Below are 24,878 nucleotides of genomic sequence, written 5' to 3' on the forward strand. Positions count from 1 at the left end.
TAACCGCCGCGGTGTGCACAGTAGGGTTTGACTACAGGTTTTATCAGACGCTCGGAGTTCTATGTCTCGCAAAATCAAGCTCGCAGTCATCCCCGGAGACGGAATCGGCCCGGAGGTCATTGCCGAGGCCGTCAAGGTTCTCGATGCCGTCACGGCCCGCGAGGCCGTGGAATTCGAGAAAACACCCTTCGCTCTCGGGGCCGCACGTTTTCTGGAAACCGGAGATGTTCTCACGGCCGAGGACCTCACCGCCATCGCATCGCACGACGCCATTCTGTTGGGAGCCGTCGGTGGAGTACCGGGGGACCCGCGCCTGAAAGACGCCAACATCGAACGGGGTCTGCTGCTCGGTCTGCGCTTCTCGCTCGACCACTACGTGAACCTGCGCCCCACGGTGCTCTTTCCCGGTGTGCCGAGCCCACTCGCCGCCCCCGGAAACGTGGACTTCGTGGTGATTCGTGAAGGCACGGAGGGCCCATACGTGGGTAACGGCGGTGCCATTCGTCAGGGAACGCCCAACGAGATCGCCAACGAGGTCTCGGTCAACACGGCCTTCGGCGTGGAGCGGGTCGTGCGCTACGCGTTCGGTGTCGCGGCCGGCCGACCCCGCAAGAAGCTCACTCTGGTGCACAAGACCAATGTTCTTGTCTTCGCGGGAAGCCTGTGGCAGCGCACGGTCAACGCTCTCGCGGTGGAATTCCCCGAGGTCGAGGTGGATTACCTGCACGTTGACGCGGCAACGATTTTCCTGGTGTCACACCCGAGTAGATTTGACGTGATCGTCACCGACAACCTGTTCGGTGACATTCTCACCGACCTTGCCGCCGCCATCAGCGGCGGTATCGGTCTCGCAGCCTCCGGAAACATCAATCCGGAAGGTCGCTTTCCGAGCATGTTCGAGCCGGTACACGGCTCGGCCCCGGATATCGCCGGCAAGCAGCTGGCCGACCCGACCGCAGCCATCCTCTCGGTCGCCATTATGCTTGATCACTTTGGCCTCACGGATGCCGCGGCCAGAGTGAACGCGGCCGTCACGACTGATCTCGTCTCCCGCATCGGCACCACTTCCGGACCCCGCAGCACCGCCAGCGTCGGCGATGCCATCGTGGCCCTCCTCACACACGAAGGACTCGCATGACCGACACAGCGCCCACCGAGACCGCGTCCACCGAGACGGCGTATCCGCTTCAGTTCTCGCTCGTTCCCTCCACCGATCAGCGCGCGGAGGCCGACCGGGAGAGCATCCTCGCCGACCCCGGGTTCGGTAAGCACTTCACCGACCACATGGTGAGCATCGACTGGACCATTGACGAGGGCTGGCACGACGCCCGCGTCACCGCCTACGGACCGCTGCAGCTGGACCCGGCGTCCTCCGTGCTGCACTATGGCCAGGAGATTTTCGAGGGTCTCAAGGCCTACCGTCACGCCGATGGTTCGGTCTGGACCTTCCGCCCGCACAAGAACGCGGAGCGCATGCAGCGTTCGGCACGCCGCCTGGCGTTGCCCGAACTGGCTGCGGAGGACTTCATCGAGTCGATCAAGCAGATGGTGCGGGTCGACGGCGCCTGGATCCCCTCCGCCCCCGAGACCAGCCTGTACCTGCGACCGTTCATGATCGCCAATGAGAGCTTCCTCGGCGTGCGCGCCGCCCACCGCGTGGGCTACTACGTGATCGCGAGCCCCGCCGGTGCCTACTTTGCCAATGGCGTCGCCCCGGTGAAGATCTGGCTCACCACCGAATATTCGCGTGCGGGTCGCGGCGGAACCGGTTCGGCCAAGTGCGGGGGCAACTATGCGGCTTCCCTGCTGCCACAGATGGAGGCCTACGAGAACGGATGCGCGCAGGTGCTTTTTCTGGACGGCGAAACCGGTAGCCACATCGACGAGCTCGGTGGCATGAACGTGTTCTTCGTCCACGGCACCGACACCCTGGTGACGCCGCGCCTCACGGGTGCCATCCTCGAGGGAGTCACCCGCGACAGCATTATTCAGCTCGCGCGTGACCGGGGCATGACCGTTGAGGAGCGCGACGTCACCCTCGACGAATGGCGCCTCGGCATTGAATCCGGCGAGATCACCGAGGTTTTCGCCTGCGGAACCGCTGCGGTGGTCACCCCGATCAGCCAGCTCAAGGGTCACGGCATTAGCATTGGAGATCCCGATGCTCCGGCGGGAGAGATCACGATGGCTCTGCGCCAGGAGCTCACCGACATTCAGTACGGCCGCGTGCCTGACCGCCACGGCTGGCTCACCCGGCTCGACGCGTAGCGCGGCCCAGAACGGACTCCATGAAGATTGCGCGTTTCAGCCACGACGGATCGATTGCCTTCGGCATCGTTGACGACGACGAACTGGTCGTGCTCACGGGCGACCCCATGTTTGCCGGCTACGACACCACCGGCGACCGCGTCGAGCTGGTCGACGTGAAGCTGCTCGCTCCGGTGATCCCGCGCTCCAAGGTGATCGTGCTGCGTGAGGGCACCGGGCTCGAGGGAGCACGCCCCTCCTTCATCCTCAAGCCCAACACCGCCGTCGTGGGCCCCGGTGACCCCATCGTCATTCCCGCCCAGTCGAGTGACGTCACGGTCACCGGAGCGCTCGGCATCATCATTGGCACGTTTGCCAAGAACGTGTCGATAGCGGATGCCGCTGGCGTCATTTTTGGCTACACGGTGGCAGCCGATGTCACCGCCCGCGACCTGGAGCTGCAGCCGGACCAGGCCGCCACGGCATCGGCTTTCGACTCGTTCAGCCCGCTCGGCCCCATCATCGACACCGAGTATGACCCGTCGACCGCCGTGATTCACGGTCGCATCAATGACGGACAGTTCCAGAACAGCTCTGCCGCAGTGATGGAGCACAGTGTTGCCGAGATCGTGTCCTTCGCGTCGAGCATCTTCACGCTCCTGCCCGGCGACGTAATTCTCACCGGAGTTCCGGGAAGCTCGGGAACGATCGAGGCGGGCGACGCGGTGCAGATCGAGATTCCGGGTATTGGTGTGCTCGTGAATTCGGTGCGCGCGGCCTAACCGCGTGCCGGCGGCTGCGGGAACCACAACCGGATCTGGTCGAGCGCCGTGGTGAGCAGTGCCACCGATTCGGTGGCGTTGACCCGGGCGAGAAGCATCGCACTGGTCGAGAGCGATGCAAGAATCTGAGCGCGCCCGGTTACCTGGTTCGGCCGAACGTCGTCCGGCGCCCCTTCGGCAGCGCCGAGGGCGTACTGAAGAGCACTGGTCAGCTCTGATCGGTAGGAGTCCACGACCTGCCGGGCGGAATCATCGTGACCGGCCAGTCCTGCAGCGCAGTTCACCAGGAGGCAGCCGCGCCGGGGAGAATCCTCCGCCACAGCGGACACCATCTGGCGCAGCGAGTCAAAGTAGGCAAGCAACGACGCCCGGCCTCCTCCGGCTCCGGTCAACAGGCGCAAGCGCGGCCGCACGACGGTATGCAAATAGTCTTCGACAGCTGCATCAAAAAGGCCACGCTTGCTGCCGAACGCGTGGTACAGGCTTGACCGTTTGAGGCCGGTGGCATCTTCAAGGTCGGCGAGCGAGGCGGCATCGAAGCCTTTGTCCCAGAACAGATCCCGGGCGGACTGCACCACGGTAACGCGCTCAAAGCTCTGGGTTCGTCCCACTGTCCTACCTGCGCTTTCCCTGTGAGTGGTTTTGGGTATCGGTCACTAAACAATATATATTAGACCGACCGTTACAAAATAGCAGAGGAGTCACCTATGGCCTCGTTCACCACGAGCACGCAGATTCAGCTGGCGGCGCGCCCCACTGGCTGGCCCACGTCCGACGACTTCCGAACGGTGCAGACGGAGCTCCCGGCCCTCGCCGCGGGGCAGGTTCTCGTTGCCAACGAGTTCATCTCCGTTGACCCCTACATGCGTGGACGCATGAATGACGCCAAGTCCTACGCGGCTCCCTACGCGCTGGACGAGACCATGACGGGCGGCGCTGTTGGCCGTGTCGTCGCTTCTCTGTCCGACACGATCGCCGTGGGCGATGTTGTCGTGCACCAGTTCGGCTGGCGCGATCTGGTGCAGGAGGATGCCTCCGGCTTCCGCGTTGTTCCGGAACTTCCCGGTGTGCCGCTCTCCGCCTACCTCGGCGTGCTCGGCATGACGGCGCTGACGGCCTACGTGGGCCTCCTGGACGTTGCCGGATTCAAGTCCGGCGACACGGTGTTCGTCTCTGGTGCTGCCGGGGCAGTGGGCAGCATGGTGGGCCAGATCGCCCGCCTCAAGGGCGCAAAGCGCGTAATCGGATCCGCCGGTTCGGCCGAGAAGGTTGCCCTGCTCACCGAGAAGTACGGCTTTGATGCCGCGTTCAACTACAAGGACGGCAACATCTCGAAGCAGCTTGCCGCCGCCGCTCCGGAGGGCATCGACGTGTACTTCGACAACGTAGGCGGAGAGCACCTCGAGGCGGCTCTCGCCCGGTTCAATGCGGGCGGACGAGCCGCCCTGTGCGGTGCGATCAGTGTGTACAACAACACCGAGGCATCCGCTGGCCCGCGCAACCTGGCAAATATGATCGGGCGTGGACTGACACTCAAGGGCTTCATCGTGGGCAACTACCTGCAGCACTTCCCCGCATTCTCAACCGACATGGCCGGCTGGCTCGCCTCCGGCGAGGTCGTCTTCGACGAGACCGTCGTTGACGGAGTTGACCATGCGGTCGACGCCTTCCTCGGCCTGATGCGCGGCGAGAACACCGGCAAGATGGTCGTCCGCACGAACGTCTAAGCGTTCCTGTCGAACTACCCGCTTCCCACACACTTTTACTTTCACTTTCAACACCACTCGTATCACTTTGGAGAAACCATGACTTCCGTACTTTTCGTCGTTACAGCCGCTGACCACTGGACCTTGAACGATGGCAGCCTGCACCCCACCGGTTACTGGGCCGAGGAGCTGGCCGAGCCGCACCGCCTCTTCACCGAGGCCGGGTGGCAGATCACCATTGCCACGCCGAACGGCGTGGCCCCCACGGTTGATGCGGGCAGCCTGTCGCCGCAGGCCGCCGGTGGCGAGGACCGGGTCGCGGCCCTCCTGGCCTACCTGGACACGCTCAGCAGCGAGCTCGCTGCGCCCCGTTCCCTCTCCGACGTCACCGTCGCAGACTATGACGTGGTGTTCTACCCCGGAGGACACGGCCCGATGGAAGACCTCGCCGTCGATGCTGTCTCTGGCGCCATCATGACCGAAGCCCTCGACACCGGTCGAATCCTCGGCGTACTCTGCCACGCCCCGGCCGCTCTGCTGGCCGCGAAGCGCGCCGATGGCAGCTGGCCCTTCACCGGTTACCGCATGACCGGCTTCACCGATGAGGAGGAGACGCTCGGCGGACTCGCCCCCAAGGCACCGTGGCTCGTGCAGAGCCGCCTCGTGGAGCTGGGCGCCGACTTCGTGGCTGGCGCTCCGTGGGCTCCGCACATGCAGATCGACCGCAACCTGTACACCGGCCAGAACCCGGCCTCCTCCGGTGTGCTCGCCGCATCGATCATCACCGAGATTGCCGGCCGCGCCTAACCCGCCGCATCCGGTCAGCACCACCACAACACCCTCGTTCCTCGTTGGAACGGGGGTGTTGTGCGCTCGTCTGTGCGTGCGTCTCTGCACGCGTGATCGCCGCAACGTAGAATCGTGGGTAATGTCTGAGACAACTGCGCACCCGTTTTCAACCGCCACCGGAGCCGACGTTCGCGTGCGGTTCTGTCCCTCCCCGACCGGAACGCCCCACGTGGGCCTGATCCGTACGGCCATGTTCAACTGGGCCTACGCGCGTCACACCGGCGGCAAGATGATCTTTCGCATCGAAGACACGGATGCCGCGCGCGACACCGAGGAGAGCTTCGACCAGATCGTGGAGGGGCTGCGCTGGCTGCACCTCGACTGGGATGAGGGTGTTGAGGTCGGCGGACCGCACGCACCGTATCGCCAGTCCGAGCGCTACGACATTTACCGCGATGTCATTGCCCAGCTGATCGAGTCCGGACACATCTACGAGAGCTTCGCCACCGGCGTGGAGATTGAAGCCCGCAACATGTCGCTCGGTCGCGACCCCAAAATGGGCTACGACAACTTCGAGCGTGACCTCACCGCGGAGCAGAAGGCCGCGTACCGTGCCGAGGGTCGCTCCCCGGCCCTGCGCCTGCGCGTGCCCGACTCCGAGCTCTCCTTCGACGACCTGGTGCGTGGCGAGATCACGTTCCCGGCCGGCTCATTCAGCGACTTCGTGGTGGTTCGGCCCAACGGGCATCCGCTTTACCCCTTCGTAAACCCGGTGGATGACGCGCTTATGGGGGTGACGCACGTGTTGCGCGGCGAAGATCTGCTGTCCTCAACGCCGCGTCAGATTGCCCTTTACCACGCGCTCATCGACATTGGTCTCACCACGTTCGTGCCGCGATTCGGACACCTGCCGTTCGTGCTCGGTGACAAGAACAAGAAGATGTCCAAGCGCGAACCGGAGTCCAACCTCTTTCACCACCGTGACCGTGGTTTCATCCCCGAGGGGCTGCTCAACTATCTTGCGCTGCTTGGCTGGTCCATCTCGCACGACCGCGACGTGTTCTCCATTGAGGAGCTCATCGCCGCCTTCGACGTGGTGAACGTGAACCCGAACCCGGCACGTTTCGACCTCAAAAAGGCTGAAGCCATCAACGGCGACCACATTCGACTGCTCGCAGCCGAGGACTTCGCGGCCCGCATTGTTCCCTACCTCGCTGCAGCACACGTGCTGAGCGAGCCGCTCAGCGACGCCGACCGCGCCGTTCTGGTGGAGGCAGCACCGCTCATTCAGGAGCGCATCGCCCTGCTCGGCGAGGCTCCGGCCATGCTCGGCTTTCTCTTCGTTACCGCCGACACGCTCGTGATCGAAGCGGATGCGTTTTCCTCGCTCCCGCAGACGGCCGCCCAAATTCTGGCGGCGTCCAGCACTGCTCTGCGTGCTGTTCCCGTGGGGGAGTGGACGACGGATCGGGTGCACACGCTTCTGAATGACACGCTGCTCGAGGGCCTCGCGCTCAAGCCGCGCGTTGCGTTCGGCCCGCTGCGCGTAGCGATTTCGGGTCGTAAGGTCTCACCGCCGCTGTTTGAATCGATGGAGATCCTGGGACAGGTCGAAACCCTCGATCGCCTCGATCGTCTCGCCCAGCAACTGGCGGCCGTGGTTCCCAGCGAATAAGGCATGGCCACACCGGCGAACACGCCGGTGTGGCCATCCGTTTTGTGGTGGGCCGCGTGAGTAGGTTAGAGTGGACCACGGCCCGGTCATAGACCAGGCATTGGGGTATGGTGTAATTGGCAACACGGATGATTCTGGTTCATTTGTTCTTGGTTCGAGTCCAGGTACCCCAGCTTTAGCTCCTGAGTTTCCACGGAAACCAGGGGCTTTTTTGGTTGCAGTCGCGCGTATCGCCACCGGAAGTGCCACTTTCGGTGTCACAAACGCGTAAATGAGCCATTGTCTACCTGTAATTACGGGTAATTTTCTGCGGGCACTGCGCGGACTTATTTGCCGTTTGATCTTCGGAAACTGTCACCGGCTGGGATGCTAGAATGTCACGGGCAATCTGGAGCCGTTTGTGCTCGCGGGCAGTAAAGATGCGAATAGTCCTGGTTCGAGTCCCGGCGACCTAGCCGTTTCGCCCGTGAGAAAAACCTGATGATCAGGTCTTTCCTTGTGCCCTGTTTTCAGCCCTGTGCCGGCAAGGCAGAGTGAGTGGCCATAAACGGCACAAGAATGGCCACATTCGTTCTGCGATTCCCGTAACTCTGCACAGATCGCGGAGTGTGAATCTATATTCCACGTGCGAGCCCTCGTCGAGTATCGTTTCGTTTGGTTAGGCGAGCCTCCGGTGCAGGGCGTCGAAGCCGGCGCAGCGTATTCGGAGTGGCCCGAATAGCGTCCGGGCAGTTTCTCGGGCGGGTCATACGGGAATCAAGCCCTGAGGATTCATGAGAAGCGTCGGCGGCCCCCGATGAGCGTTAGCATGTCCCGGTCTCCGTCCGGCTTGCGGACAGCCCGCAGCTCAATGTCGGTGCGATTGGGAACAATGGTGTCGATGACGAATTTAGATTTAGCGCAGGAGGCTCGCCTTGCATTTTCACCTCTGACTCCTGACGATCTCGAGTCAGTTTTTGGCGTCTACAGCGATCCCGACACGTGGCAGCACTTGCCCGTGGGTCGTCACAACACTCGAGAGCAGTCTAGAAGGATCGTCGACGACGCTATCAAGAGCAGGCGAGAACATGACATTGGTCAATGGGCGGTTCGCGTGGGCGACCAGGGATCAGACGATTCGCTGAGAGCTGGCACGTTCATCGGTACGGGTGGAGTGAACATGACTCCAGCGCTCGTCTGGAACCTCGGGTATCGTCTCTCGCCGACGACGTGGGGGCGAGGTTTCGCGACGGAAATCGCCCTCGCTGCGGTCGCTGCCGTCCGAGCGAAAAGTGACTCGGTTGCCATCACCGCCCGTGTACTCTCCAATAATCCTGCCTCTGCGCAGGTGGCCGTCCGTGCCGGTCTGAGAAAGGTCTGGGCAGGGCCAACAATGGCTGCAGCCGCAGCGGGCATCACTGGGGAGATCTTCTCAGATCGGGATCTCGGGGGCGATGCCCTGCGTTGGTTGATCGAGAACGTTTAACGTTCCCAAATGCCATTCCCCCGACACTTCGGAACTTCAGCGAATTGGCGCCGGATGTGCGTCCGTGAAGGCCCGACGGTCTGACCGTCACCCTCACCTCGCCGGACCGGATTGCGGTCAGGGAAAGTGGAGGACGGGATGGCCGCGGCGCGTCGCCGCTAAGATTCGCCACAGGGGGTGCTTTATGGGCAGAATCGCAACGGTGTGCGGCGCGGCGGGGATGCTGGTGCTCCTGGCCGGCTGCACGGCAGGGGTCGGCGGCGCCGGGCCTTCCGCTCCGACGCCGGGTTCGTCGCACGTTGACACAGCAACGGACCGGTCGGCGCCCACGGCACCGATCGGCACCATCGGCAGCGGAACATTCACCTCCAACGACGGCGTGACGGGCACGGTGCGCTTCGACTCCGACGGTCAGCTCCTCAAGCTGTCGCTGCACGATCTGGTTCTGCCCACGCAGACCCAGGTGGATGCGATGGCGGCAGTTCGGCCGCTCCCCGCCGGGCGGACCTGCTTCGACAGTGGCCCGCGCATGAGCTTCGGCCCCGCCGGGGCCGGCAACAGCGCCCAGGAGGGGCAAGAGCTGCGCTTCGTCGGGGGCGACCCCACCGGCATTGATCAGGTCATTCTCACGACACCGTACGGCTTGGCCGTCGACGGGGATTGCCTGGCCACCATCGTTGCCCGTGCCGACATCAAGTGGACGTTCGCGCCGCTGCGTCCCGACCTCCGCGCCACCGATTCCGGCGAAACCGGTGGTGCTCGCGGCATCGTCGAGACGCGCGACGGCGCATCCGTTGCGTATGTCGTCGCTCCGGGCGATCTCATCGAGGAAGTCGCCGCCCGGTTGCGCATCACGGTCGACGACATCGGCTACCTCAACACGGTTCGGCTGCCCGAACCCCAACAGGCCATCCTGCACGACGGCGAGCGGCTCAACCTCCTCGTCGCCAACCGCTGAGCCGCAACTCGTCCGCCCCGCTTGTCGGATGCGGGCGGCGTCGAGGTGCCACTTGGTGCCCTCTCGGTGCGGCGCTTTGCCGGCGCTCAGGCGGCTTCTTCTGGTAGGTCGGGCAGGGCGATCGACAAAGAAGACGCCTCTGCCCCGACGAGGGTTCCCCTGCGGGCGGTCACCACCGAGCGACATGGTGTGCGCTGACCCCTCAGGCTTGCCCGTTCGCGTTGTGAGACACATGGTGGGTGTTTCCGCGCTTCTTTCGTAGTATGCGAACTTCGATTTTCAGCGGCGATGTTGCGGTGTTCAGGTGAAGAGCTCGAGTAGCCGTCGGCATTTTGGTGGGTCCCAAGTGAGGCCATGGTGCAGACCCCACAGCAAGTAGGACATGGCCCGGACCACCACCCAAGATCGCGCCCGATCCGCGGGAACATCGGCAGCGGCGACAAACGCGTCAAAGGCATCGAATACTTGCTGGTCGGTGGCGAGTTCGTCGAGACGCGACCACAGCACGCGGCCTAGATCGTATTCGGGATCGCCTTGAAAAGGGACCGGATCGACAACGATCCAGGGATACCGGGTGCCACCCAAAACTTGCTCGAAGTGCAGGTCTCCATCAACGGACAGTAGTTGTGGAGATCGATTTGCGAGTGTCGATGCTGCAGCACACGCTTTGTAGAGCAGAGCCCGTGGCGTTGGACGGTGGAGGTTGTGCCAGTCCAACGAGAAGGATATTTCCGCATCGGCCGCAATTTGCTGGGTGCTTTGTGCGGTCTGAGGGGCGGGGATCGCGAGAAGGCGAGCAAGCCCGCCAAGGATCCCGACGGACTCGAGGATTGGCTCATTCAGCAGAGAGCGTTCGGAGTCCAACCGCTCGAGTAACGAAGCCCCTGCGTCTGGCGCGAAGTCCAGCAGCTTTACGACTCCGCGCCCGTTCCAGTGAGAGAGCGCTGCAGCTTCCGAAGTGACGTCATCACCAGGTGGAGCGAGGCGAAGTGCCCCTAGCTCGCCCGCTCGGCGTACCGGGACGACCAGGGCATTCGAGCCGTGTGAAACATGGCCGTCGAGCGTGAGTGACCATCGCGAGCACTGCTCCGCCACGAGCGAGGGGAGCTGATCCAGCCAAACGCTTCCAGTGGTGTCGTTCCACCATCTCGGCATATCCAGAAAGGACTGCGGCACGGTAATCATGAGTGGCAGCTTATGCGAGAGACGAAATGACCGCCTAGACACAGAATCCCGTGCACAAAGCACGAGCGACAAAGCAGTCAGACCGGATCTCTCAGGGCGTCGCGTTGCCGTTGTCTCGTGCGCCTCAATGAGACGCGTCGACCAATGGGCCGTCGAGCCAGCGTTCGGCCTCCTTCTGCGACCGGAGCCGAACGATGATCAGATCGGGGTTTTCGCGATCTGCCTGCGGGATGCTTGAGCGGTAGTTATTGCGGGTCGCGATCGCCCAGCGCACAATGTGCTCTCGGGCGGTGAAGACCGTGCGCAGGGGCGGCTCCACGTTGCCGTTCCACAGCTCTTCTCGGAGTAATCGGCGACGGAGAGTACGCCGGACTATGCGAGCGAAAGTCACCGGGAATGGCAGGTCGAGCCAGACCAGCAGGTCTGCCCGGCCCGCCAGCAGGGCGCGGGCGGACGGGTATTGCCACTCCGTGGTCCACGCATCCTCGCTCGTGAACCTCTCGACGTCCGGGAGAAAATCTTCCCGCGGCACCCAGCCGGCGCCGTGATAAAGCGAGTCGATCTCGGTGTGCGGTCCACCGGTGATCGCTGCGATCCGTGAAGCCAGCGTCGACTTTCCCACACCGGAAACGCCGGCAACGAGTACTCGGCGAGGTCTTGCCGGAAGGGAGTCTCGTGCGCACAACACCTGTTGAGCGTAGACCCTCGACGCCAACCCGATCCGACAGGGAGCCTGGACGCTCAAGGTTCCACTTGGCCTTCCGCTTACGGGCGGCCGAACCGGTCGAAACGTGGCCTTGAGCGCCCTCTCGCGAGGGCGGAAAGTACCGTCCGCTGATCGTCCGGCTATCGGGACAGGCGTCCACCGGCGGCGCGCAGGATCAGCGCCCGCGCTTGCGATCCAGTCTCTGACGCCTCGATAGGTTGTTCCACGAGGTCCACGAAAGGCTGGCTGCTCGCTTCGAGGAACTGTAGTTGGATAGTGGGATGGATTCGACCTACCGTTTCTCTTCCGACAGTTCCGATATCGATCGCGCAAGAGTTCACCGCTGGCTCAGCGAGGAGAGCTACTGGGCAAAGGGAAGATCCCCCGCAACGCAGGACCAAGCGATCGATGCTTCCCGCAACTTCGGCGTCTACGAGACGATCTCAGGTCAGCAAGTTGCCTATGCACGCGTCGTCACGGATGGAATCACGTTCGCGTGGCTTTGCGACGTCTTTGTGGCCTGTGAAGTGCGTGGGCAGGGCCTCGGCATCGCCCTCATCGAAGGCATCATTGATGTATTCGAGCCGTTGAATCTGAAGCGAATGCTTCTATCAACGGGGGATGCGCACGGTCTCTATTCCAAGTTCGGATTCGAGCCTTTGGATATGCCCTCAAAGTGGATGCAGAGGGTGGCGCAACAGTAGCCCGTTGAGTATCCGCTGCACGTTCAGGATTCATCGAATCACGATTCTGTCAGCGAACGCTCCCCGTGCCAGGGCGCCCAGTCGAGTGTTGGTGCTGAGACAATGTGGTTATGTCGCCGCCGCCCGTACTGAACACCTTGGAGACCGATCGCCTGACGCTGCGGCGCCAGAGCGTCAGCGACGCAGCCGTTTATCATCAGTTATGGACTGAGCGGGATGTGCGGGTGCCTCCGCACCGACGAATAAGTCTCGAGGGACGCCCAACCGAGGAGGACATCGCCGCGCAGATCCGGGAAGAGCGCGATGCTTCGAGGCCGGGGCTGCTGGCGATGGAGCGAACGGGAACGGCCGGTGCCATTGGGTATTGCGGGCTGGTCTTCAACGGGAACGCGTCGAACGAGGAGCCCGAGCTAGCCTTCGAGTTGTTGCGCGCTGTTCACAACTGCGGTTACGCGACCGAGGCAGGCCGGGCGGTGATCGCCTGGGCGGAGGAGGCCGGCTATCGAAAGTTGTGGGCGACGGTGTGGGACTGGAATGTCGCATCTCGGCGGGTCCTAGAGAAACTCGGGTTCCGCGATACGGGCCGAGTGAATCGCGAAACCGTCGACGGCCGCAGCCTGCTGACCGTCCGAGAGTTCTGACCGCAATGGGTTCCGCTTGCGGAGCGCGGGCTAGGTCCTTTTTGGTCGTCGTGCAGGACGTGGCTCCCGATCGGGTTGACATGCTGTCGATACGGATGTCTACTTTCCTGTATGGAAAATGAGCGCTTTGCTGAGGAATCGCTGGCGATCGCCGATGCGTCGCCGTGATTCTGATGGCTGTTTCAACGATGCTCCTGGAATTCGCGCGACGACGCGTGACGGGCACCCGGACCACGGAACTCGGTCACGGTCGGGCTACAGCGTATGCCGCCGTGTTTTTGATGCTCAGCCTGGCGACTTTGGCAGCGGGCTGGGCCTTCGTCATCGAGCGCGACGTTGCCTGGGTTGCCTGGGTTGTCGGCCCGGTCGTCTGCGTCCTGTTGGTGGCAAGCGGCTGGGTGTTCGAGCGAACACTGGCATCCAAGACGAGGCGATAACGATCGTGACGGGGATAGCCGAGCTCAATGAGACTATTCATCCCACCCGTCGATTGGCGATCTGCGCTTTCCTGGCCGAGATGGTGGAGGCGGAGTTCTCTGCTCTTCGCGATTCGCTGCTAATCAGCGACTCGTCCCTGAGCAAGCATCTCGCCACTCTCAGAGAGGCAGGCTATGTGCGCGTCTACAAACGGACACATGACGGACGGGCCTGGACCTGGGTCGCACTGACGAGGGACGGCCGAACGGCATACAAATCCCACATCCGAGCCCTGCGCCAAATGACGAACCTGTAGGACCTTCCGGCCCCGTGATCCCTTCGAGGACCTCCGAGTCGACGGCGCACCGGACTCAATGCAATCCCGTAGGGGGTTCCGCTTACGGGCGGCCGATCCGGGCAAAAGTGGTCCAGAGCGTGTTCTCGCGGGGCGGGAAATTTCGTCCGTTGATCGTCCGGCTAACGGGACGCTTTTCAGACCTATGAGCGTGGCAGCAGGAAGAGGGACGACGAATCCGTCGTACGCCTGCTCAGGAGCCCTCGCTACCAGGCCGCCAATGTTGTCTCCACGCCCAACGGACCCCGGCCAGCTAGCCAGGCCATGAATAACCGTCGCTCACGGGAAGTGCCGAGCCGGTCGGCGGCGGTGGCAAGCAACACTGGTAGATCCCACGCCACGTACTCATCCGGCCAGTCCAAACTGGTGTAGCCAAGACCGAGATCGACATGGTGCATCTCCACTTCACGAAGCCGGTGCGCCGGGCAGGCAGCTACGCCGTAATCACCTCCTCCGAGAAAGTGGCCATTGGGCCACCCAGCAGCCGCGCATTGGGCGAAGACCTCCTCAAGATTCGACAGGCTGGACCGGGGGTCAGCGATGATTTCCTCGGCTTGCCTGACAGCTCCGTCCTCTATCTCGCGTCGGCGCTGTTCTTGGCCGTGTGCGTACTTCGGAGCATCATGTCCGCGCAGCGACCCCGAGAGGCGCCGTGCATGGGCGTCGGCGTTCCGAGCAAGATGTGTCAGGACATGTCCAACGGTCCAGCCAGGCAGAAGACTCGGTGCTTGGACATCCGTGTTCGACAGTTGCGCCACGCGGCGCAGCAAGCGCGCCTGCCCGTCGGAGCACAGTTGGGATGCTCGATCCGGATTGCTCTCAAGATCCACGAAAGTACGACTCCTCATCTTGGGCTCAGCGTTGTCAGCCTGCCACCCCACCAGCTCATCCGTCCGCATTACTGGGTGGCCAATGTCCTGTTTCGCGGAGGCGCTGTTTCGGGGCTCAGGTTTCCAGGCGTGGACTGGCCAGCGTTCGGCGTCGATCCTCACCTCAGATCGTCCGCTCCCAAACCGTTGTCTCCGTGGGCACTCCCTGATGATTCGCCGTCGCCCGTCTCTGAAGGGAAAAGCTGGTGCGCAAGGCGACCGCCTCACTCGCGGTATTGCCTTCGAAGATCACCAGGGTCACCACTCGGCTCCCGTTGGCGAGCACCCAGTCGGTGAGGGCCCGGGTCGCGAGTGAGGCAGCACCTCGACCGCGACCTGTTGGGAGGAGCGCATAGTAGATCTCCGGAACCTCGCCGGGATCCGCGAACACACCTGCGACACCCAAGTTGTCCCGGCCGTCCGTGATCAAGTAACGATAGGTGTCAGCGGAGGCGCCCTCCGAATTGCTCCGACGCAGGCGCGCTCTCGCTGTCTCCTCGGTCATTTGCGGGCGATAGTGAGTCCACCGGAGCACGTCGGGATCCATTGAGAGGGCCACTTCGAGGGCCCAGTCCGCTTCAACCATCACCCGCAATTCGAACGGGCCGGCCGCAAGGCGATCCGGTGGAGCAACTGGCAGCGGCATGCGCTCTATTCTGGCCTGCTTCTCAAGCGATACCCACGCGGATGAGGTGGGTACGTGTGCTGCGGCGTTGAAGGTTCGGCTTGCGGGCGGCCCTGCCCGTCGAAATAGGGCCTCGACCGCGCTCTGGTGAGCACCTGAAAACCCGTCCGCTGGCCCTCCCCCTTGCGGGCCGCACTCGTTGGAGTCGCGCACATGAGCGTCAGGATTCTTGACTGGTCGTTCTTGACTGATCGTTTCCCTATATGTAGTCTGAGCGCATGGGTAGGAACAGAACGTTTATCGAAGCCGACATCGTGGCTAAATGCGCCGAAGTCTTTCGCAGCACTGGTTATGAAGGAACCTCGATAGACGACCTCGTTCAGGCGACGGGCCTGCATCGTGGGAGCCTGTACAAAGCTTTTGGAAGTAAACGCGGCCTCTTCGTTTTGGCGCTTAGGCAGAGTGCCGGGCCAGCAATCCCGACGGATGATTCAACTGATTTGCTACTCGTCGCCCTTATGGAACTCGCACCGCGGGACCCAGAAATTCGATCCATCGCCTTCGACATCCTCTCCGGTGTGGCACCCAGGCGCACCCCTCAATCGCTCGGGGAGCGACTCCTCGAGCGCGCCCGCGAACCACTAACCGACGAAGCCACAACAAAGGATTCCGCATGAACATCATCACTCTGACTGACACGGCGCTTGTTGTTGAGCCACAGGGAGTGGACAAACTCTGGTCCTTCACGCGCAAACTCGAAATCCCGTTGAACCACGTCCGCGGTGCAACATTCGATCCCGGTGCTAATCAGGAACCCAAAGGACTCCGCGCCCCAGGACTTGAGCTGCCGCGGGCATTTCGGACAGCGGAATTAGTGGATTCTTCTACGCTGCCAATGCTGGCTGCTGATAACCATAGTGGACTTCATTAGGCCTGCGGTAACCAAGCGCTGAGTGCCGGCGTCGGCTGTTGTAAAAGCCTTCGATATAGCGAATGACGTCGCTGCGAGCTTGTGATTTCGTGGCATACGCGGTGCGATAAACACGCTCATTCTTGAGCATCGAGAAGAAACTTTCCGCCATGCTGTTGTCCCAACACACGCCGGTGCGGCCCATGGAGGAACGCATCCCCAGGCCGGACACGAGAGCCCGAAATTCGGCCGAGGTATAGACGCTGCCGCGGTCGGAATGCCAGATCGCGTCGGCCTCGATCACGGTCGTCGCAGCGGCGTTGCGGAGGGCGTCGGCGACGAGCTCGGTGCGCATGTGATCGGCGATGGACCAGCCGACAACCTTCTTGGAATAGCAGTCGATGACGGTGGCCAGATAGATGAATCCTTGCCAGGTATGGATGTAGGTAATATCGCCGACGAACTTCACCCCGGGGCGGTCGGCGGTGAAGTCGCGTTTGACGAGGTCGGGCATGTTGGCGGCCGCTTCGGCATCGGCTTCGGTAGTGATGCGGAAAGGCCGTGGTTGGCAGGCTACGAGGCCAATCTGGCGCATAAGCTGCCGCACCAGTTCGGGCGAGCACTCGGTCTGCTCCGCGGCGAGGTCGGCGTGGATTCGGCGGTATCCGTAGGTGCCGTCGGACTCCTCGAAGAAGTGTTGAATCCGCGCGATCAGGGCCTCTCGCCGGGCCGCGGTCGCGGACTGCGGCCGGATCGCCCAGTGGTAGAAACCGGACGTTGACACGGCCAGCCAGAGGCACATTTTCACCACCGAATTCCGGTTGGTGGGCTCAGATTTTTGGGAGTCGATGTATTCGTACTTGCTCACTACCGCTGCTCCCGCGCGAAGTAAGCGCTGGTTTTTTTCAAGAAAGCGGTCTCCGCCCGCAGCTCTTGAACTTCCCGCTCGAGTTCCTTCAGACGGGCCCGTTCCGACACTGTCAGGTCCGCTTCGGTGCCGCCGTTGGCCTCGCGGTATTTGTTGAGCCAGTTCCGGAGCGTCTCGGGCCCGACGCCGTATGCGGTGGCGACGTCCTTGATCGGTTTGGAGGTATTGATCACCTCGCGGCACAGCTCGTCTTTGAACTCTTGGGTGAAACGCCTACGTGCTGCGGCCATGCTGATCTCTACTTTCAGTGAACTCTCATTTTAAGAGGGCCCGCTGTCCGAGATATCCGCGGCAGCTCAACTGGCGATACCGGGGAAATGGGCCGGAACATTCAACAAGGACGGCGACAAGTCGTTTTGGAACGTCAGCGCTCCAAGCGAAACGGTCGTGATTGAACTCATCAACGAGCACTACGCACGACTGGTTCTCACCGTGGGTCAGCCCCGATCCGTAGTGAACGCCATTAACATCGCCGTTCAGCCTGGCTAGAGAACTGCCCGGAGTACGTTCCGATATGCGTTCCACTAACGGACGGTTGGGCGTCGTCCGATCGATGTGTGTGTGATCAACTCTTTGTAGGCCGTTTCGGCGCTGGAATCCGGCCAAGTTAGCGGCTGGTTTCCTGCCAAAAGAGCGCTAAAAATCAGGCCAGCAGATCCCGCCCAAGAAATGGGGTTGGGATGCGCAGAGATTGAGATCACCGGTGGCCGTGGCCCTCTTCAGCGAGCTGGAGACATGGGCCCGCCACCCCCAGATAGGTTCCTAAAGGCGTGTCTACTGCCAAGCGGTCGCGCCGGAAGGAACCAGGAAGCAGATGACGGTACCCATGTCCGTGCAAGAAAATATCAGAACTCTCGACTCCCACGGAATCGCGGGCCGTGAAATCGCCCGCCGATTGGGAGTCAGCCGGGACGCGGTGACGAAATACACCGGGCAACAGAACTTTTCACCCAAGCCACCGACGCCCGTTCCGAGGCCAGCCGGATCAGCCGTGGGCGGGCTTGAAGACACCATCGAGACGTGGTTGACCGAGGACCAGCGCCGACCGCGCAAGCAACGCCACACTGCCAAGCGGGTCTTTGATCGCTTGGTCAACGAGGAGAATTACAGCGGCAGCTACTCCCCGGTGCAACGCTTTGTGCGGAAGTGGAACGACCAGCACCGCCAGGCCGGGGAGGGCTTCACGGAGCTGGTCTGGCCGGCCGGAACTGCGCAGGTCGACTTCGGCCAGGCCGAGGCCATCATCGGCGGGATCCGCCAGATCCTGCACATCTTCGTCGTGACGTTCCCGTTTTCGAACATGCGCTTCGTGCAGGCCTACCGCGGCGAGACCGCCGAGTGCGTCTGCCACGGCCTGCGCACCGTGTTCGATCACACCGGCGCTGCACCCCGGCACCTGGTCTTTGACAACGCCACCGGCATCGGACGCCGCGTCGGCACCAAAGTCATCGAGGCCAAACTGTTCGGCGCATTCAAACTGCACTACCGATCCGAGTCCAGGTTTTGCAATCCATACTCCGGCAACGAGAAAGGCAACGTCGAAAACGCCGTCGGGTTCCTCCGCCGCAACCTGATGGTCCCCGAGCCAGAAGCAGCCACCCTGCAGGGCCTGAACAACATATTGCTGACGCGGTGCATGGCGTTGGCTGAGGCCACGCATTACCGGAAAGGCTTGCCCGTGAGCGAGCTCTTCGCGCAGGACGTTGCCGCCAGTCTGGCGCTGCCCGGCGTGGGGTTTGACCCGGTGCGTTATGAGTCCCGAACGGCTGACAAAAAGGGGAACATGCTCATCGACGGCAACACCTACGCGGCCGGGTCTTCCTTCCACAGCCGCACCCTCACCGTTGGGCTCCGCCACGACGTGGTCGAGATCCTCGATGAGTATTCCGCGCCGGTGCGGTCCTTTCCCCGCGCTTTCGGAGTGCAAGCCGAGACGATCTTCGAGCCCGCGGCGCTGCTGCCATTGCTGGCGACCAAGCCCGGCGCCTGGAGCCATTCCCAGCTGCGGCCGTTGGTCCCGGGGCCAGTGCGCGACTGGCTCGACAACGCCACCGCCACCAACCGGCGCCGCCTGCTCAGCGCTGTCGATGCCGCATCAGGATCAGCCGGGTTCGATGCCGCCATCACTGCTGCTGACCTACTCATCCAACGAGGCGACACCCCCGAGATCGCCGCGTTGGGCATGCTCGCCCGGCGCCTGGCCGACAGAACCAGCCCGGCAGTGGAGAACGTGGACCTGAGCGTCTATGACATCTTTACCACCGGCAGCTTCACCACCCTCAACACTCTGACGGGAGAGATCGCATGACCCTCGTCACTGCGCAGGACATCGTCGAGACCGGCCGGCAGGCGTCGCTGACCCACAGCGTGTTGGTCGAATGGGCCGAGAAGGGCACCCCGAAACAACGCGAGTACCTCCACGGAGTGCTCCTGGCCGAGCACGAATCCCGGCAAGCATCACGACGCCAACGACTGCTGAGCGCCGCCCGGCTGCCGGCGTTGAAATCGCTCACGGGTTTTGACTACTCGAGCGTCAAGTTCCCTGAGGATTACGGCCGGGAGGAGCTGACGTCGTTGGATTTCATCAACCGAGCCGAAGACCTGGTTCTTTACGGCGATGTCGGCACCGGCAAAACCCACCTCGCCAGTGCGCTGATCGCCGCCGCCTGCCGCGAAGGAATCCCCGCGCGCTTTTACACGACGTCGTCGCTGGTGATGCAGCTGCGCCGCGCCAAGGACGAAGGCCGCCTCGATCGGGAGCTGGCTAACATAGCGAAAAACCGGCTCGTCGCAATTGATGAATTTGGCTACCTCCCGATTGACACCGAAGGCGCCCGACTGCTGTTCCAAGTCATCGCCGACGGCTATGAAAAAAGAAGCCTGATCATCACGACAAACTTAGAATTTTCGCGCTGGGGAACGGTGTTCGGTGACGACAACATGGCCGCGGCCGTCATCGACCGGCTCGTCCACCACGGCCGACTCCTCCAGTTTCGCGGCGAGTCCTACCGCGTGAAGCACGCCCTCATGAAATAGCCCTGAACCGGATCGGCCGACCTCGATCCTGAAGCCGACCGAGCCACTAGAAGGCCACTTTGCCGCCGGTCAGCACGACGAAACAACCCCCAAAACCGAGCGCTGCAACGACCGTGATCAAATGGCCGGAAACGGTGCTGAAGTGGCCGGTTAATTAGCGATCAAATGGCCGGGTTCAAGTTGACAAAACACATGGCGTAGTGTTTGCCGGCGGGGGAGGTCCAGTGGAGGTTGCCGTTGGGGGTTTGGGTGACGGTCCAGTTGGTGTTGTGTTTGAGGGCGTGGCAGGGTTTGCAGAGGTGGGCGAGGTTGGTGCTGGTGGTGGGGCCACCGAATTGGCGGGCGATGGTGTGGTCGAGGTCGCTGTGCCGGGCGGTTCGGTTGCAGCCGGGGAAGCGGCAGGTTTCGTCGCGGATCTGTTGGTAGCGTTTTAGGGCGGCGGGGACGGCGAAGTGTTCGTTACTGACGGAGAGCACGATGCCTGTTTCGGGGTGGGTGAGGATGCGGGTGAAGCTTGTTGCGGTGCCGGCGAGGCGGCGGGCGGTTTCGGGGTCGATGGGTCCGTAGCCTTCGAGGGACCCGGGTTCCTCGCTTCGGCCGAGCAGGGTGAGTACCGGGACGGTGACGTTGACGTGGGCGCTGATGCCGGCGCCGAGGCCTGTTTCGGTGACCCCGGTGAGGAGCAGGTCAACGGCCACGTCGGCGGTGAGTTGGGCGCGGTTTCGGAGTTCGTCGGTGCCCTGCAAACTGGTGGCCGTGTCGGTGAGGCGGGTGAAGATGGCTTGGAGGTCATCGGACGCCGCCGAAATCCATAGGGTGGACATGCTGTCTTGGCCGGGGAAGAGGGCCACGCGCCGGTTGGCCAGGCACGTCAGGCGGCGTTCGGCGATGGTGTCGGGGTGCAGGGCTTCTCGAAGGCGGCGTGCTTTCAGGTCAAACTTTGCCACCGTCAATGTTTTCGCTAGCGGCAGCAGTGCCTCTTCGAATTCTGGCTGGCTCAGTGCGGGCAGGGAGGAGACGTGATCGATCAGGCGGTGCACGTGGCGTTCACTGATCTGGCCTGCCCGCAATGCGGCGAGGGTGGCGGGTAGGGCGTGGGTGAGGCTGCGACTGTCGCGGATGAGGGCGCACGCGGTGCCTTCTGGGATGCGCAGGGCGCACGCGATCTCCGCCGTCACCGCACGTTCAGCTGCATACGGTGCTTCCCACCGGTCGTGGCCGGTGGCTTTACCGGTTTCGGCATTAGCGAGTGCGCGGGTGACAGCGTCGTCCACGGCGGTGGCTTTGCCCGCCTGAGCCCAGGCGATGACCTTCTCAAAATAGACCACCCGGTCAATGAGTGCCGCCGGGCTCGCCGTCGCCCCGGTACTGAAGGCTTCACTGGGCAGAACCAAAAACGCCAACGCCAGTTGCGCATCCGGCAGCGCTTCGCGCGCCTCACACCCCGAGGTCCCCTCCGTGCAGGACGTTGCCCCCGCCAACCGGAGGCGGTCCTCGGCGTCAAACGCCGCCGCCCGCCTCGCGCCCTCCGGACTCAGCCCCTCATCAAAATCAAAAAAGTTCTCAAAATCCTCAATGTCGGAGGGGGAGACGAAACTTGTCAGAAAGGCATCACGCTCCGCGTCACCCGGCCACGCCGGGGGCGGTTCCTCTGGTTCACCTGTGGTTTCCATGCCACCATTTTACTCCCGATAGCACATAAACACGAGTAAACCTCACAAATAATACAGCGAGGTTAGTACTTTATTTCTCCAACCAGATCCCGTCGCGCCGCGTCGAAACCCTCCACGCGCAGGTCCCAATCGGGGCGCACGAACTCAGCCTTCGGGAGCCGCAACCTGACTTCCTCATTGACCTCGCCCGGCCGCGCACTGACGCGGGTGAATCCATTCCTCGCATACCCGAGGCGGTGGGAGACGCCGAGGGAGGCAGCGTTCCAGGACACAGCATCGGATTCTGCCACCTCCGCGTTGAGGTAATCGAAGGCAAAGAGCAGCAGGGCCGCACGCATTTCCGTGCCGATTCCGACACCCTGGCGACTGCGAGTGAGCCAGGATGCGCTTACAACGGTTCGGAGAACAGCGAAGTCGATCGCGCTCATGTCCTGAATGCCAATCGGTACCCCGTCAAGGCGAACCACGAAGTTGAGCGACCAGTTGTCTGGCCGCACCTGCACTCGCTGACGCCACTGGTGCTGCGCGAAGTTTCGACGCAGTTCGTCGGGCTCAGCTTCTGTCCACGGCACGGCAAACGGCATGGCTGCGGGATCATGGATTCCCGCGTGAACGCACTCGATAAGACCCGCAATGTCGTCGTCTCGCACAAGGCGAAGCTCCAGCCGGGGTGTCAGCAAGCGCAAACCAAACAGCGGCCACACGTCCACGAGTTCCATGACCCGACCGTATCAGAGCACGCTCTTGGGCAGTCGATGCACGGTGACGGCCCCAACAGCGGTGAACGGATGCAGCGGGTCCGGTGAGGACGAGCCGGTCGGGCCACCGAGACGCGAGTGCCCAACGGCGCTCATCACCGCATAAGCATCACCCGTTGTCCAGCCCTGCTCGGTGACGAGGAAGTGGAACATATCCTCAAACCCGCGGGTAATGCTTTCCTGAACCGGATCACCCAGGCCAACAAAGATCCACTCGCTGTCGGTTTCCACCCGCGGCGCGCGGAGGGACATCTGCTTAATGAGCGCGATGCTCACCACCGCGATTCCCTCGGCCTCGATGGCCACGAACGACGACTCGCCTTCGGCCATGATGGCGTGGATGTCACCGATCGACAGATACGCGCCGTCGACCATCACGGGCAGGTAGACGACCGAACCGGGGCGACAGTCCGTAACGTCCATATTTCCGCCCTGAGGATAGGACGGCATGATTGTTGAATTGGTTCCCACCGCCGGAGCGGTTCCGATGCAGCCGATCATGGGCAGTGCCGAGAAGACATGACGCTCGGTGACATGCACTCCGTCGGCGTCAATGGGAACGCGGCGTGTGAACATGCCCTCTCCCATGACGTGCTGCAGTGCGCCCGTGCCGGGGAGACTGACGGACCAGCCGCAGTCTTTCAGCTGAATGTCATGGATAGTGACCGCCAGTGCGTCGCCCGGTTCAGCACCCTCCACGTAGACCGGCCCGGTGACCGGGTTGATCTGTGCCGTGAGGCGCGCCATGTCGTGGTGTTCGTGCAGCTGCGCATAAACCTCGTCGCTGGTTTCGAATCCTATGCGCTCACCAGTGCCGGGAACAATGCGAAGCGCGGGGGCTATGTCAGCGGAGAAGCCGGCCTGACCGTGGCTTTTATCGAGAAAGTGATCCACGACCTAGACCGCAGCCCGTTCGCCGGTGGCGGGTGCCTCAAGTGGGCCATCGCCATCGCCGTCGCCTTCGTCGCCGGACAGTGCCGTTGTGCGCCCCGTGAAGCGGTAATACAGGAAGACACCCAGCCCGAGTACAAGCCAAACGAGGCCGCCGATCTTGGCCAGGTCACTGGCGTTGAGCAGGACGTAGCCGATGATGAGGAATCCGAGAGTGGGTGCCACAAGATGCAGAAGGTAGTTCGTCGACTTCTTTCGCACGATGTAGTGCACAACGACCGAGACGTGCAGCAGCATGAACCCGAAGAGAGCGCCGAAGTTCACCAGAGCGGCGATCAGGTCGATCTGACCAACGAAGAACAGCACCAGGACGGCGGAAAGTGCCGACACGAGAAGAATGGCGTTGCGGGGAACCTGTCGCCCACTGATCTCGCTGAGGAACCGGGGCAGCTGTCGGTCCCGGCTCATCGAGAAGAGCAGTCGAGACGTGGCGGCCTGAGCGGCCATCGCGTTCGCGATACCAATCGCCAGCACGTTGACGACAAAGAATGCGGTCGCCCACCCACTGTTGGAAGCGGCTTGCACGACGGTGAAGAACGCGTTGCCGGCCTCACTGTCGCTAAACGTTCCGCGCCCGGCAGACAGGGCGCTGGCGAGCCAGGTCTGCAGAATGAAGAGGAACGCCACGATGAAGAGTGCCCAGATCATGGCCTTACCGGCGGAGTTGCGACCGCCGGTTGATTCTTCGGCCATGGTGGAGATTCCATCGAAACCGAGAAAACTGAGCACGGCGATGGAGAGAGCGGCTGCGATCAGTGGGCCGCTCACCTTGCTTGCGTCCCACAGGGGGGTGATCGTGAACTCTGCGCCGGGGACCGAACCGTTGGACAGGGCGTTCACCGCGATGATGACGAAGATCACGACAAAGACGAGCTCAATGGCGAGGAAGACGCGGTTCATGAGCTTGATGGATGTGATGCCGAGCAGGTTGATGGCCGTATTGATCCCGACAAAGATGAGCGCCCACATCCACCTGGGGGATTCAGGGAAGATCCCAATCATGGATTCGGCCGCGAAGACATAGAGAAGGGTGGGGACCAACAGGTAATCCAGCAGAATGGCCCAGCCGGCGAAGAATCCGGCTGTGGGGTGGATACCGCGCCCCACGTAGGAGAAGACCGAGCCGGCGAGAGGGATTGACTTCGCCATCTGCGCATAGGCGAGAGCCGTGAAGATCATGGCGATGAGGCCAATGAGATAGACCAGCGGCACCATTCCTTCTGACGCGTTGTAGACGGTGCCGAAAATGGCCCAGGGGGCAATGGGCACCATGAAGATGAGCCCATAAACAAGGAGATCGGCGGTGGAGACGGAGCGCTTCAGCTGCTGTTTGTATCCAAAGGACTCGAGCTGTTGCTGCGGGTTGAGTTCCGGTGAGCTGGGGGATGCGGTCATCGGGTGTTCTTTCTGTGGAAGAAGGGGGTACGCGTCAGTAATCAATCGGAGCGTAGTGAGAGGGCCCGCGGATCCGTGATGTGTGCACTGGATTCCCTCAATG

Annotated in this window: 25 protein-coding genes and 1 tRNA gene; 16 read left to right on the forward strand and 10 right to left on the reverse strand. The window is 62.6% G+C overall.

Going from position 1 to position 24,878, the window contains the following annotated elements; genetic code table 11:
- Nucleotides 1–61: 61 nt before the first annotated feature.
- Genes H4V99_RS05715 through H4V99_RS05725 form a run of 3 tightly spaced genes read left to right on the forward strand, consistent with a single transcriptional unit; the run spans nt 62 to nt 3,029 of the window.
- Entirely contained in the window at nt 62–1,138 is a 1,077-nt protein-coding gene (locus tag H4V99_RS05715; RefSeq protein WP_280676304.1) for a 3-isopropylmalate dehydrogenase, read from the forward strand.
- A complete protein-coding gene (locus tag H4V99_RS05720; protein WP_280676306.1) occupies nt 1,135–2,268 on the forward strand; it encodes a branched-chain amino acid aminotransferase in 1,134 nt (377 codons plus the stop codon). Before H4V99_RS05715 ends, H4V99_RS05720 begins: the two co-directional genes overlap by 4 nt.
- Nucleotides 2,269–2,288: 20 nt before the next feature.
- Nucleotides 2,289–3,029, forward strand: coding sequence for a fumarylacetoacetate hydrolase family protein (locus tag H4V99_RS05725; protein ID WP_280676308.1), 741 nt, complete (start codon nt 2,289–2,291; stop codon nt 3,027–3,029).
- Here H4V99_RS05725 and H4V99_RS05730 read toward each other — a convergent pair.
- Entirely contained in the window at nt 3,026–3,640 is a 615-nt protein-coding gene (locus tag H4V99_RS05730) for a helix-turn-helix domain-containing protein (RefSeq protein ID WP_280676310.1), read from the reverse strand. The two genes, H4V99_RS05725 and H4V99_RS05730, sit on opposite strands and share 4 nt — an antisense overlap.
- A gap of 96 nt (nt 3,641–3,736) precedes the next feature.
- On the opposite strand from H4V99_RS05730, the gene H4V99_RS05735 reads away from it, so the two are divergent.
- The 6 genes from H4V99_RS05735 to H4V99_RS05760 all read left to right on the forward strand — a co-directional run bounded on the left by H4V99_RS05735 (nt 3,737) and on the right by H4V99_RS05760 (nt 9,622).
- Complete coding sequence (locus H4V99_RS05735; RefSeq protein WP_280676312.1) at nt 3,737–4,756, forward strand: NADP-dependent oxidoreductase; 1,020 nt, start codon at nt 3,737–3,739, stop codon at nt 4,754–4,756.
- Between the two features lie 78 nt (nt 4,757–4,834).
- Nucleotides 4,835–5,542: a type 1 glutamine amidotransferase domain-containing protein gene (locus H4V99_RS05740; RefSeq protein ID WP_280676314.1), complete on the forward strand. Its 708-nt coding sequence runs from the start codon at nt 4,835–4,837 to the stop codon at nt 5,540–5,542.
- Nucleotides 5,543–5,663: 121 nt separating this feature from the next.
- Nucleotides 5,664–7,199 carry a glutamate--tRNA ligase gene (gene gltX, locus H4V99_RS05745; RefSeq protein WP_280676316.1) on the forward strand — a complete coding sequence of 512 codons (1,536 nt, stop codon included), beginning with the start codon at nt 5,664–5,666 and terminating at the stop codon, nt 7,197–7,199.
- 101 nt (nt 7,200–7,300) lie between these two features.
- A tRNA-Gln gene (locus H4V99_RS05750) sits at nt 7,301–7,372 on the forward strand.
- Nucleotides 7,373–8,079: 707 nt separating this feature from the next.
- Nucleotides 8,080–8,664: a GNAT family N-acetyltransferase gene (locus tag H4V99_RS05755; protein ID WP_280676318.1), complete on the forward strand. Its 585-nt coding sequence runs from the start codon at nt 8,080–8,082 to the stop codon at nt 8,662–8,664.
- 184 nt (nt 8,665–8,848) lie between these two features.
- The gene (locus H4V99_RS05760) at nt 8,849–9,622 is read left to right on the forward strand and encodes a hypothetical protein (protein WP_280676319.1); all 774 of its coding nucleotides are present in this window, start codon (nt 8,849–8,851) and stop codon (nt 9,620–9,622) included.
- Nucleotides 9,623–9,922: 300 nt separating this feature from the next.
- Here the strand turns inward: H4V99_RS05760 and H4V99_RS05765 are convergent, their stop codons facing one another.
- The gene (locus H4V99_RS05765) at nt 9,923–10,807 is read right to left on the reverse strand and encodes an aminoglycoside phosphotransferase family protein (protein ID WP_280676320.1); all 885 of its coding nucleotides are present in this window, start codon (nt 10,805–10,807) and stop codon (nt 9,923–9,925) included.
- A gap of 124 nt (nt 10,808–10,931) precedes the next feature.
- Entirely contained in the window at nt 10,932–11,495 is a 564-nt protein-coding gene (locus H4V99_RS05770; RefSeq protein WP_280676321.1) for an AAA family ATPase, read from the reverse strand.
- A 299-nt stretch (nt 11,496–11,794) separates the two neighbouring features.
- On the opposite strand from H4V99_RS05770, the gene H4V99_RS05775 reads away from it, so the two are divergent.
- The 4 genes from H4V99_RS05775 (at nt 11,795) to H4V99_RS05790 (ending at nt 13,591) form a co-directional block, all read left to right on the forward strand.
- Nucleotides 11,795–12,217, forward strand: a complete 423-nt coding sequence (locus H4V99_RS05775; RefSeq protein WP_280676322.1) for a GNAT family N-acetyltransferase — start codon at nt 11,795–11,797, stop codon at nt 12,215–12,217.
- A 110-nt stretch (nt 12,218–12,327) separates the two neighbouring features.
- Nucleotides 12,328–12,858 carry a GNAT family N-acetyltransferase gene (locus tag H4V99_RS05780; RefSeq protein ID WP_280676323.1) on the forward strand — a complete coding sequence of 177 codons (531 nt, stop codon included), beginning with the start codon at nt 12,328–12,330 and terminating at the stop codon, nt 12,856–12,858.
- Between the two features lie 173 nt (nt 12,859–13,031).
- Nucleotides 13,032–13,295: a hypothetical protein gene (locus H4V99_RS05785; RefSeq protein ID WP_280676324.1), complete on the forward strand. Its 264-nt coding sequence runs from the start codon at nt 13,032–13,034 to the stop codon at nt 13,293–13,295.
- Nucleotides 13,296–13,300: 5 nt separating this feature from the next.
- Entirely contained in the window at nt 13,301–13,591 is a 291-nt protein-coding gene (locus H4V99_RS05790) for a transcriptional regulator (RefSeq protein WP_280676325.1), read from the forward strand.
- Nucleotides 13,592–13,836: 245 nt separating this feature from the next.
- On the opposite strand, the gene H4V99_RS05795 is transcribed toward H4V99_RS05790, so the two are convergent.
- Both H4V99_RS05795 and H4V99_RS05800 read right to left on the reverse strand, forming a co-directional pair.
- Nucleotides 13,837–14,460 carry a maleylpyruvate isomerase N-terminal domain-containing protein gene (locus tag H4V99_RS05795; protein ID WP_280676326.1) on the reverse strand — a complete coding sequence of 208 codons (624 nt, stop codon included), beginning with the start codon at nt 14,458–14,460 and terminating at the stop codon, nt 13,837–13,839.
- Between the two features lie 163 nt (nt 14,461–14,623).
- The gene (locus H4V99_RS05800; protein ID WP_280676327.1) at nt 14,624–15,145 is read right to left on the reverse strand and encodes a GNAT family N-acetyltransferase; all 522 of its coding nucleotides are present in this window, start codon (nt 15,143–15,145) and stop codon (nt 14,624–14,626) included.
- Between the two features lie 257 nt (nt 15,146–15,402).
- On the opposite strand from H4V99_RS05800, the gene H4V99_RS05805 reads away from it, so the two are divergent.
- Complete coding sequence (locus H4V99_RS05805; protein WP_280676328.1) at nt 15,403–15,801, forward strand: helix-turn-helix domain-containing protein; 399 nt, start codon at nt 15,403–15,405, stop codon at nt 15,799–15,801.
- A gap of 207 nt (nt 15,802–16,008) precedes the next feature.
- On the opposite strand, the gene H4V99_RS05810 is transcribed toward H4V99_RS05805, so the two are convergent.
- A protein-coding gene (locus tag H4V99_RS05810) for an IS3 family transposase (RefSeq protein WP_280676330.1) occupies nt 16,009–17,192 on the reverse strand; the annotation gives its coding sequence in 2 pieces (ribosomal slippage) (nt 16,009–16,931 and nt 16,931–17,192; 1,185 coding nt in all).
- A 596-nt stretch (nt 17,193–17,788) separates the two neighbouring features.
- On the opposite strand from H4V99_RS05810, the gene istA reads away from it, so the two are divergent.
- Nucleotides 17,789–19,270, forward strand: coding sequence for an IS21 family transposase (gene istA, locus H4V99_RS05815; RefSeq protein WP_280679970.1), 1,482 nt, complete (start codon nt 17,789–17,791; stop codon nt 19,268–19,270).
- Entirely contained in the window at nt 19,267–19,998 is a 732-nt protein-coding gene (gene istB, locus H4V99_RS05820; protein ID WP_280676332.1) for an IS21-like element helper ATPase IstB, read from the forward strand. Before istA ends, istB begins: the two co-directional genes overlap by 4 nt.
- Nucleotides 19,999–20,159: 161 nt before the next feature.
- On the opposite strand, the gene H4V99_RS05825 is transcribed toward istB, so the two are convergent.
- From H4V99_RS05825 to H4V99_RS05840, 4 genes are all read right to left on the reverse strand, one after another.
- A complete protein-coding gene (locus H4V99_RS05825) occupies nt 20,160–21,671 on the reverse strand; it encodes an HNH endonuclease signature motif containing protein (protein WP_280676334.1) in 1,512 nt (503 codons plus the stop codon).
- Between the two features lie 62 nt (nt 21,672–21,733).
- A complete protein-coding gene (locus H4V99_RS05830) occupies nt 21,734–22,390 on the reverse strand; it encodes a GNAT family protein (protein WP_280676336.1) in 657 nt (218 codons plus the stop codon).
- A gap of 12 nt (nt 22,391–22,402) precedes the next feature.
- Nucleotides 22,403–23,323 carry an acetamidase/formamidase family protein gene (locus tag H4V99_RS05835; protein ID WP_280676338.1) on the reverse strand — a complete coding sequence of 307 codons (921 nt, stop codon included), beginning with the start codon at nt 23,321–23,323 and terminating at the stop codon, nt 22,403–22,405.
- Between the two features lie 3 nt (nt 23,324–23,326).
- Complete coding sequence (locus H4V99_RS05840; RefSeq protein WP_280676340.1) at nt 23,327–24,775, reverse strand: APC family permease; 1,449 nt, start codon at nt 24,773–24,775, stop codon at nt 23,327–23,329.
- Nucleotides 24,776–24,878 lie beyond the last annotated feature (103 nt).

It is taken from the genome of Cryobacterium sp. CG_9.6, from assembly GCF_029893365.1.
GTDB lineage: Bacteria > Actinomycetota > Actinomycetes > Actinomycetales > Microbacteriaceae > Cryobacterium.

Bases quoted from the DNA above. Each gene is read 5' to 3' on its own strand.
- H4V99_RS05785 (WP_280676324.1), top strand. From the start codon at position 13,032: ATGGCTGTTTCAACGATGCTCCTGGAATTCGCGCGACGACGCGTGACG.
- H4V99_RS05830 (WP_280676336.1), bottom strand. From the start codon at position 22,390: ATGGAACTCGTGGACGTGTGGCCGCTGTTTGGTTTGCGCTTGCTGACA.
- H4V99_RS05780 (WP_280676323.1), top strand. From the start codon at position 12,328: ATGTCGCCGCCGCCCGTACTGAACACCTTGGAGACCGATCGCCTGACG.
- H4V99_RS05775 (WP_280676322.1), top strand. From the start codon at position 11,795: ATGGATTCGACCTACCGTTTCTCTTCCGACAGTTCCGATATCGATCGC.
- H4V99_RS05725 (WP_280676308.1), top strand. From the start codon at position 2,289: ATGAAGATTGCGCGTTTCAGCCACGACGGATCGATTGCCTTCGGCATC.
- H4V99_RS05755 (WP_280676318.1), top strand. From the start codon at position 8,080: ATGACGAATTTAGATTTAGCGCAGGAGGCTCGCCTTGCATTTTCACCT.
- H4V99_RS05800 (WP_280676327.1), bottom strand. From the start codon at position 15,145: ATGCCGCTGCCAGTTGCTCCACCGGATCGCCTTGCGGCCGGCCCGTTC.
- H4V99_RS05715 (WP_280676304.1), top strand. From the start codon at position 62: ATGTCTCGCAAAATCAAGCTCGCAGTCATCCCCGGAGACGGAATCGGC.
- H4V99_RS05720 (WP_280676306.1), top strand. From the start codon at position 1,135: ATGACCGACACAGCGCCCACCGAGACCGCGTCCACCGAGACGGCGTAT.
- H4V99_RS05740 (WP_280676314.1), top strand. From the start codon at position 4,835: ATGACTTCCGTACTTTTCGTCGTTACAGCCGCTGACCACTGGACCTTG.
- H4V99_RS05735 (WP_280676312.1), top strand. From the start codon at position 3,737: ATGGCCTCGTTCACCACGAGCACGCAGATTCAGCTGGCGGCGCGCCCC.
- H4V99_RS05840 (WP_280676340.1), bottom strand. From the start codon at position 24,775: ATGACCGCATCCCCCAGCTCACCGGAACTCAACCCGCAGCAACAGCTC.
- gltX (WP_280676316.1), top strand. From the start codon at position 5,664: ATGTCTGAGACAACTGCGCACCCGTTTTCAACCGCCACCGGAGCCGAC.
- H4V99_RS05825 (WP_280676334.1), bottom strand. From the start codon at position 21,671: ATGGAAACCACAGGTGAACCAGAGGAACCGCCCCCGGCGTGGCCGGGT.
- H4V99_RS05765 (WP_280676320.1), bottom strand. From the start codon at position 10,807: ATGATTACCGTGCCGCAGTCCTTTCTGGATATGCCGAGATGGTGGAAC.
- istA (WP_280679970.1), top strand. From the start codon at position 17,789: ATGTCCGTGCAAGAAAATATCAGAACTCTCGACTCCCACGGAATCGCG.
- istB (WP_280676332.1), top strand. From the start codon at position 19,267: ATGACCCTCGTCACTGCGCAGGACATCGTCGAGACCGGCCGGCAGGCG.
- H4V99_RS05805 (WP_280676328.1), top strand. From the start codon at position 15,403: ATGGGTAGGAACAGAACGTTTATCGAAGCCGACATCGTGGCTAAATGC.
- H4V99_RS05760 (WP_280676319.1), top strand. From the start codon at position 8,849: ATGGGCAGAATCGCAACGGTGTGCGGCGCGGCGGGGATGCTGGTGCTC.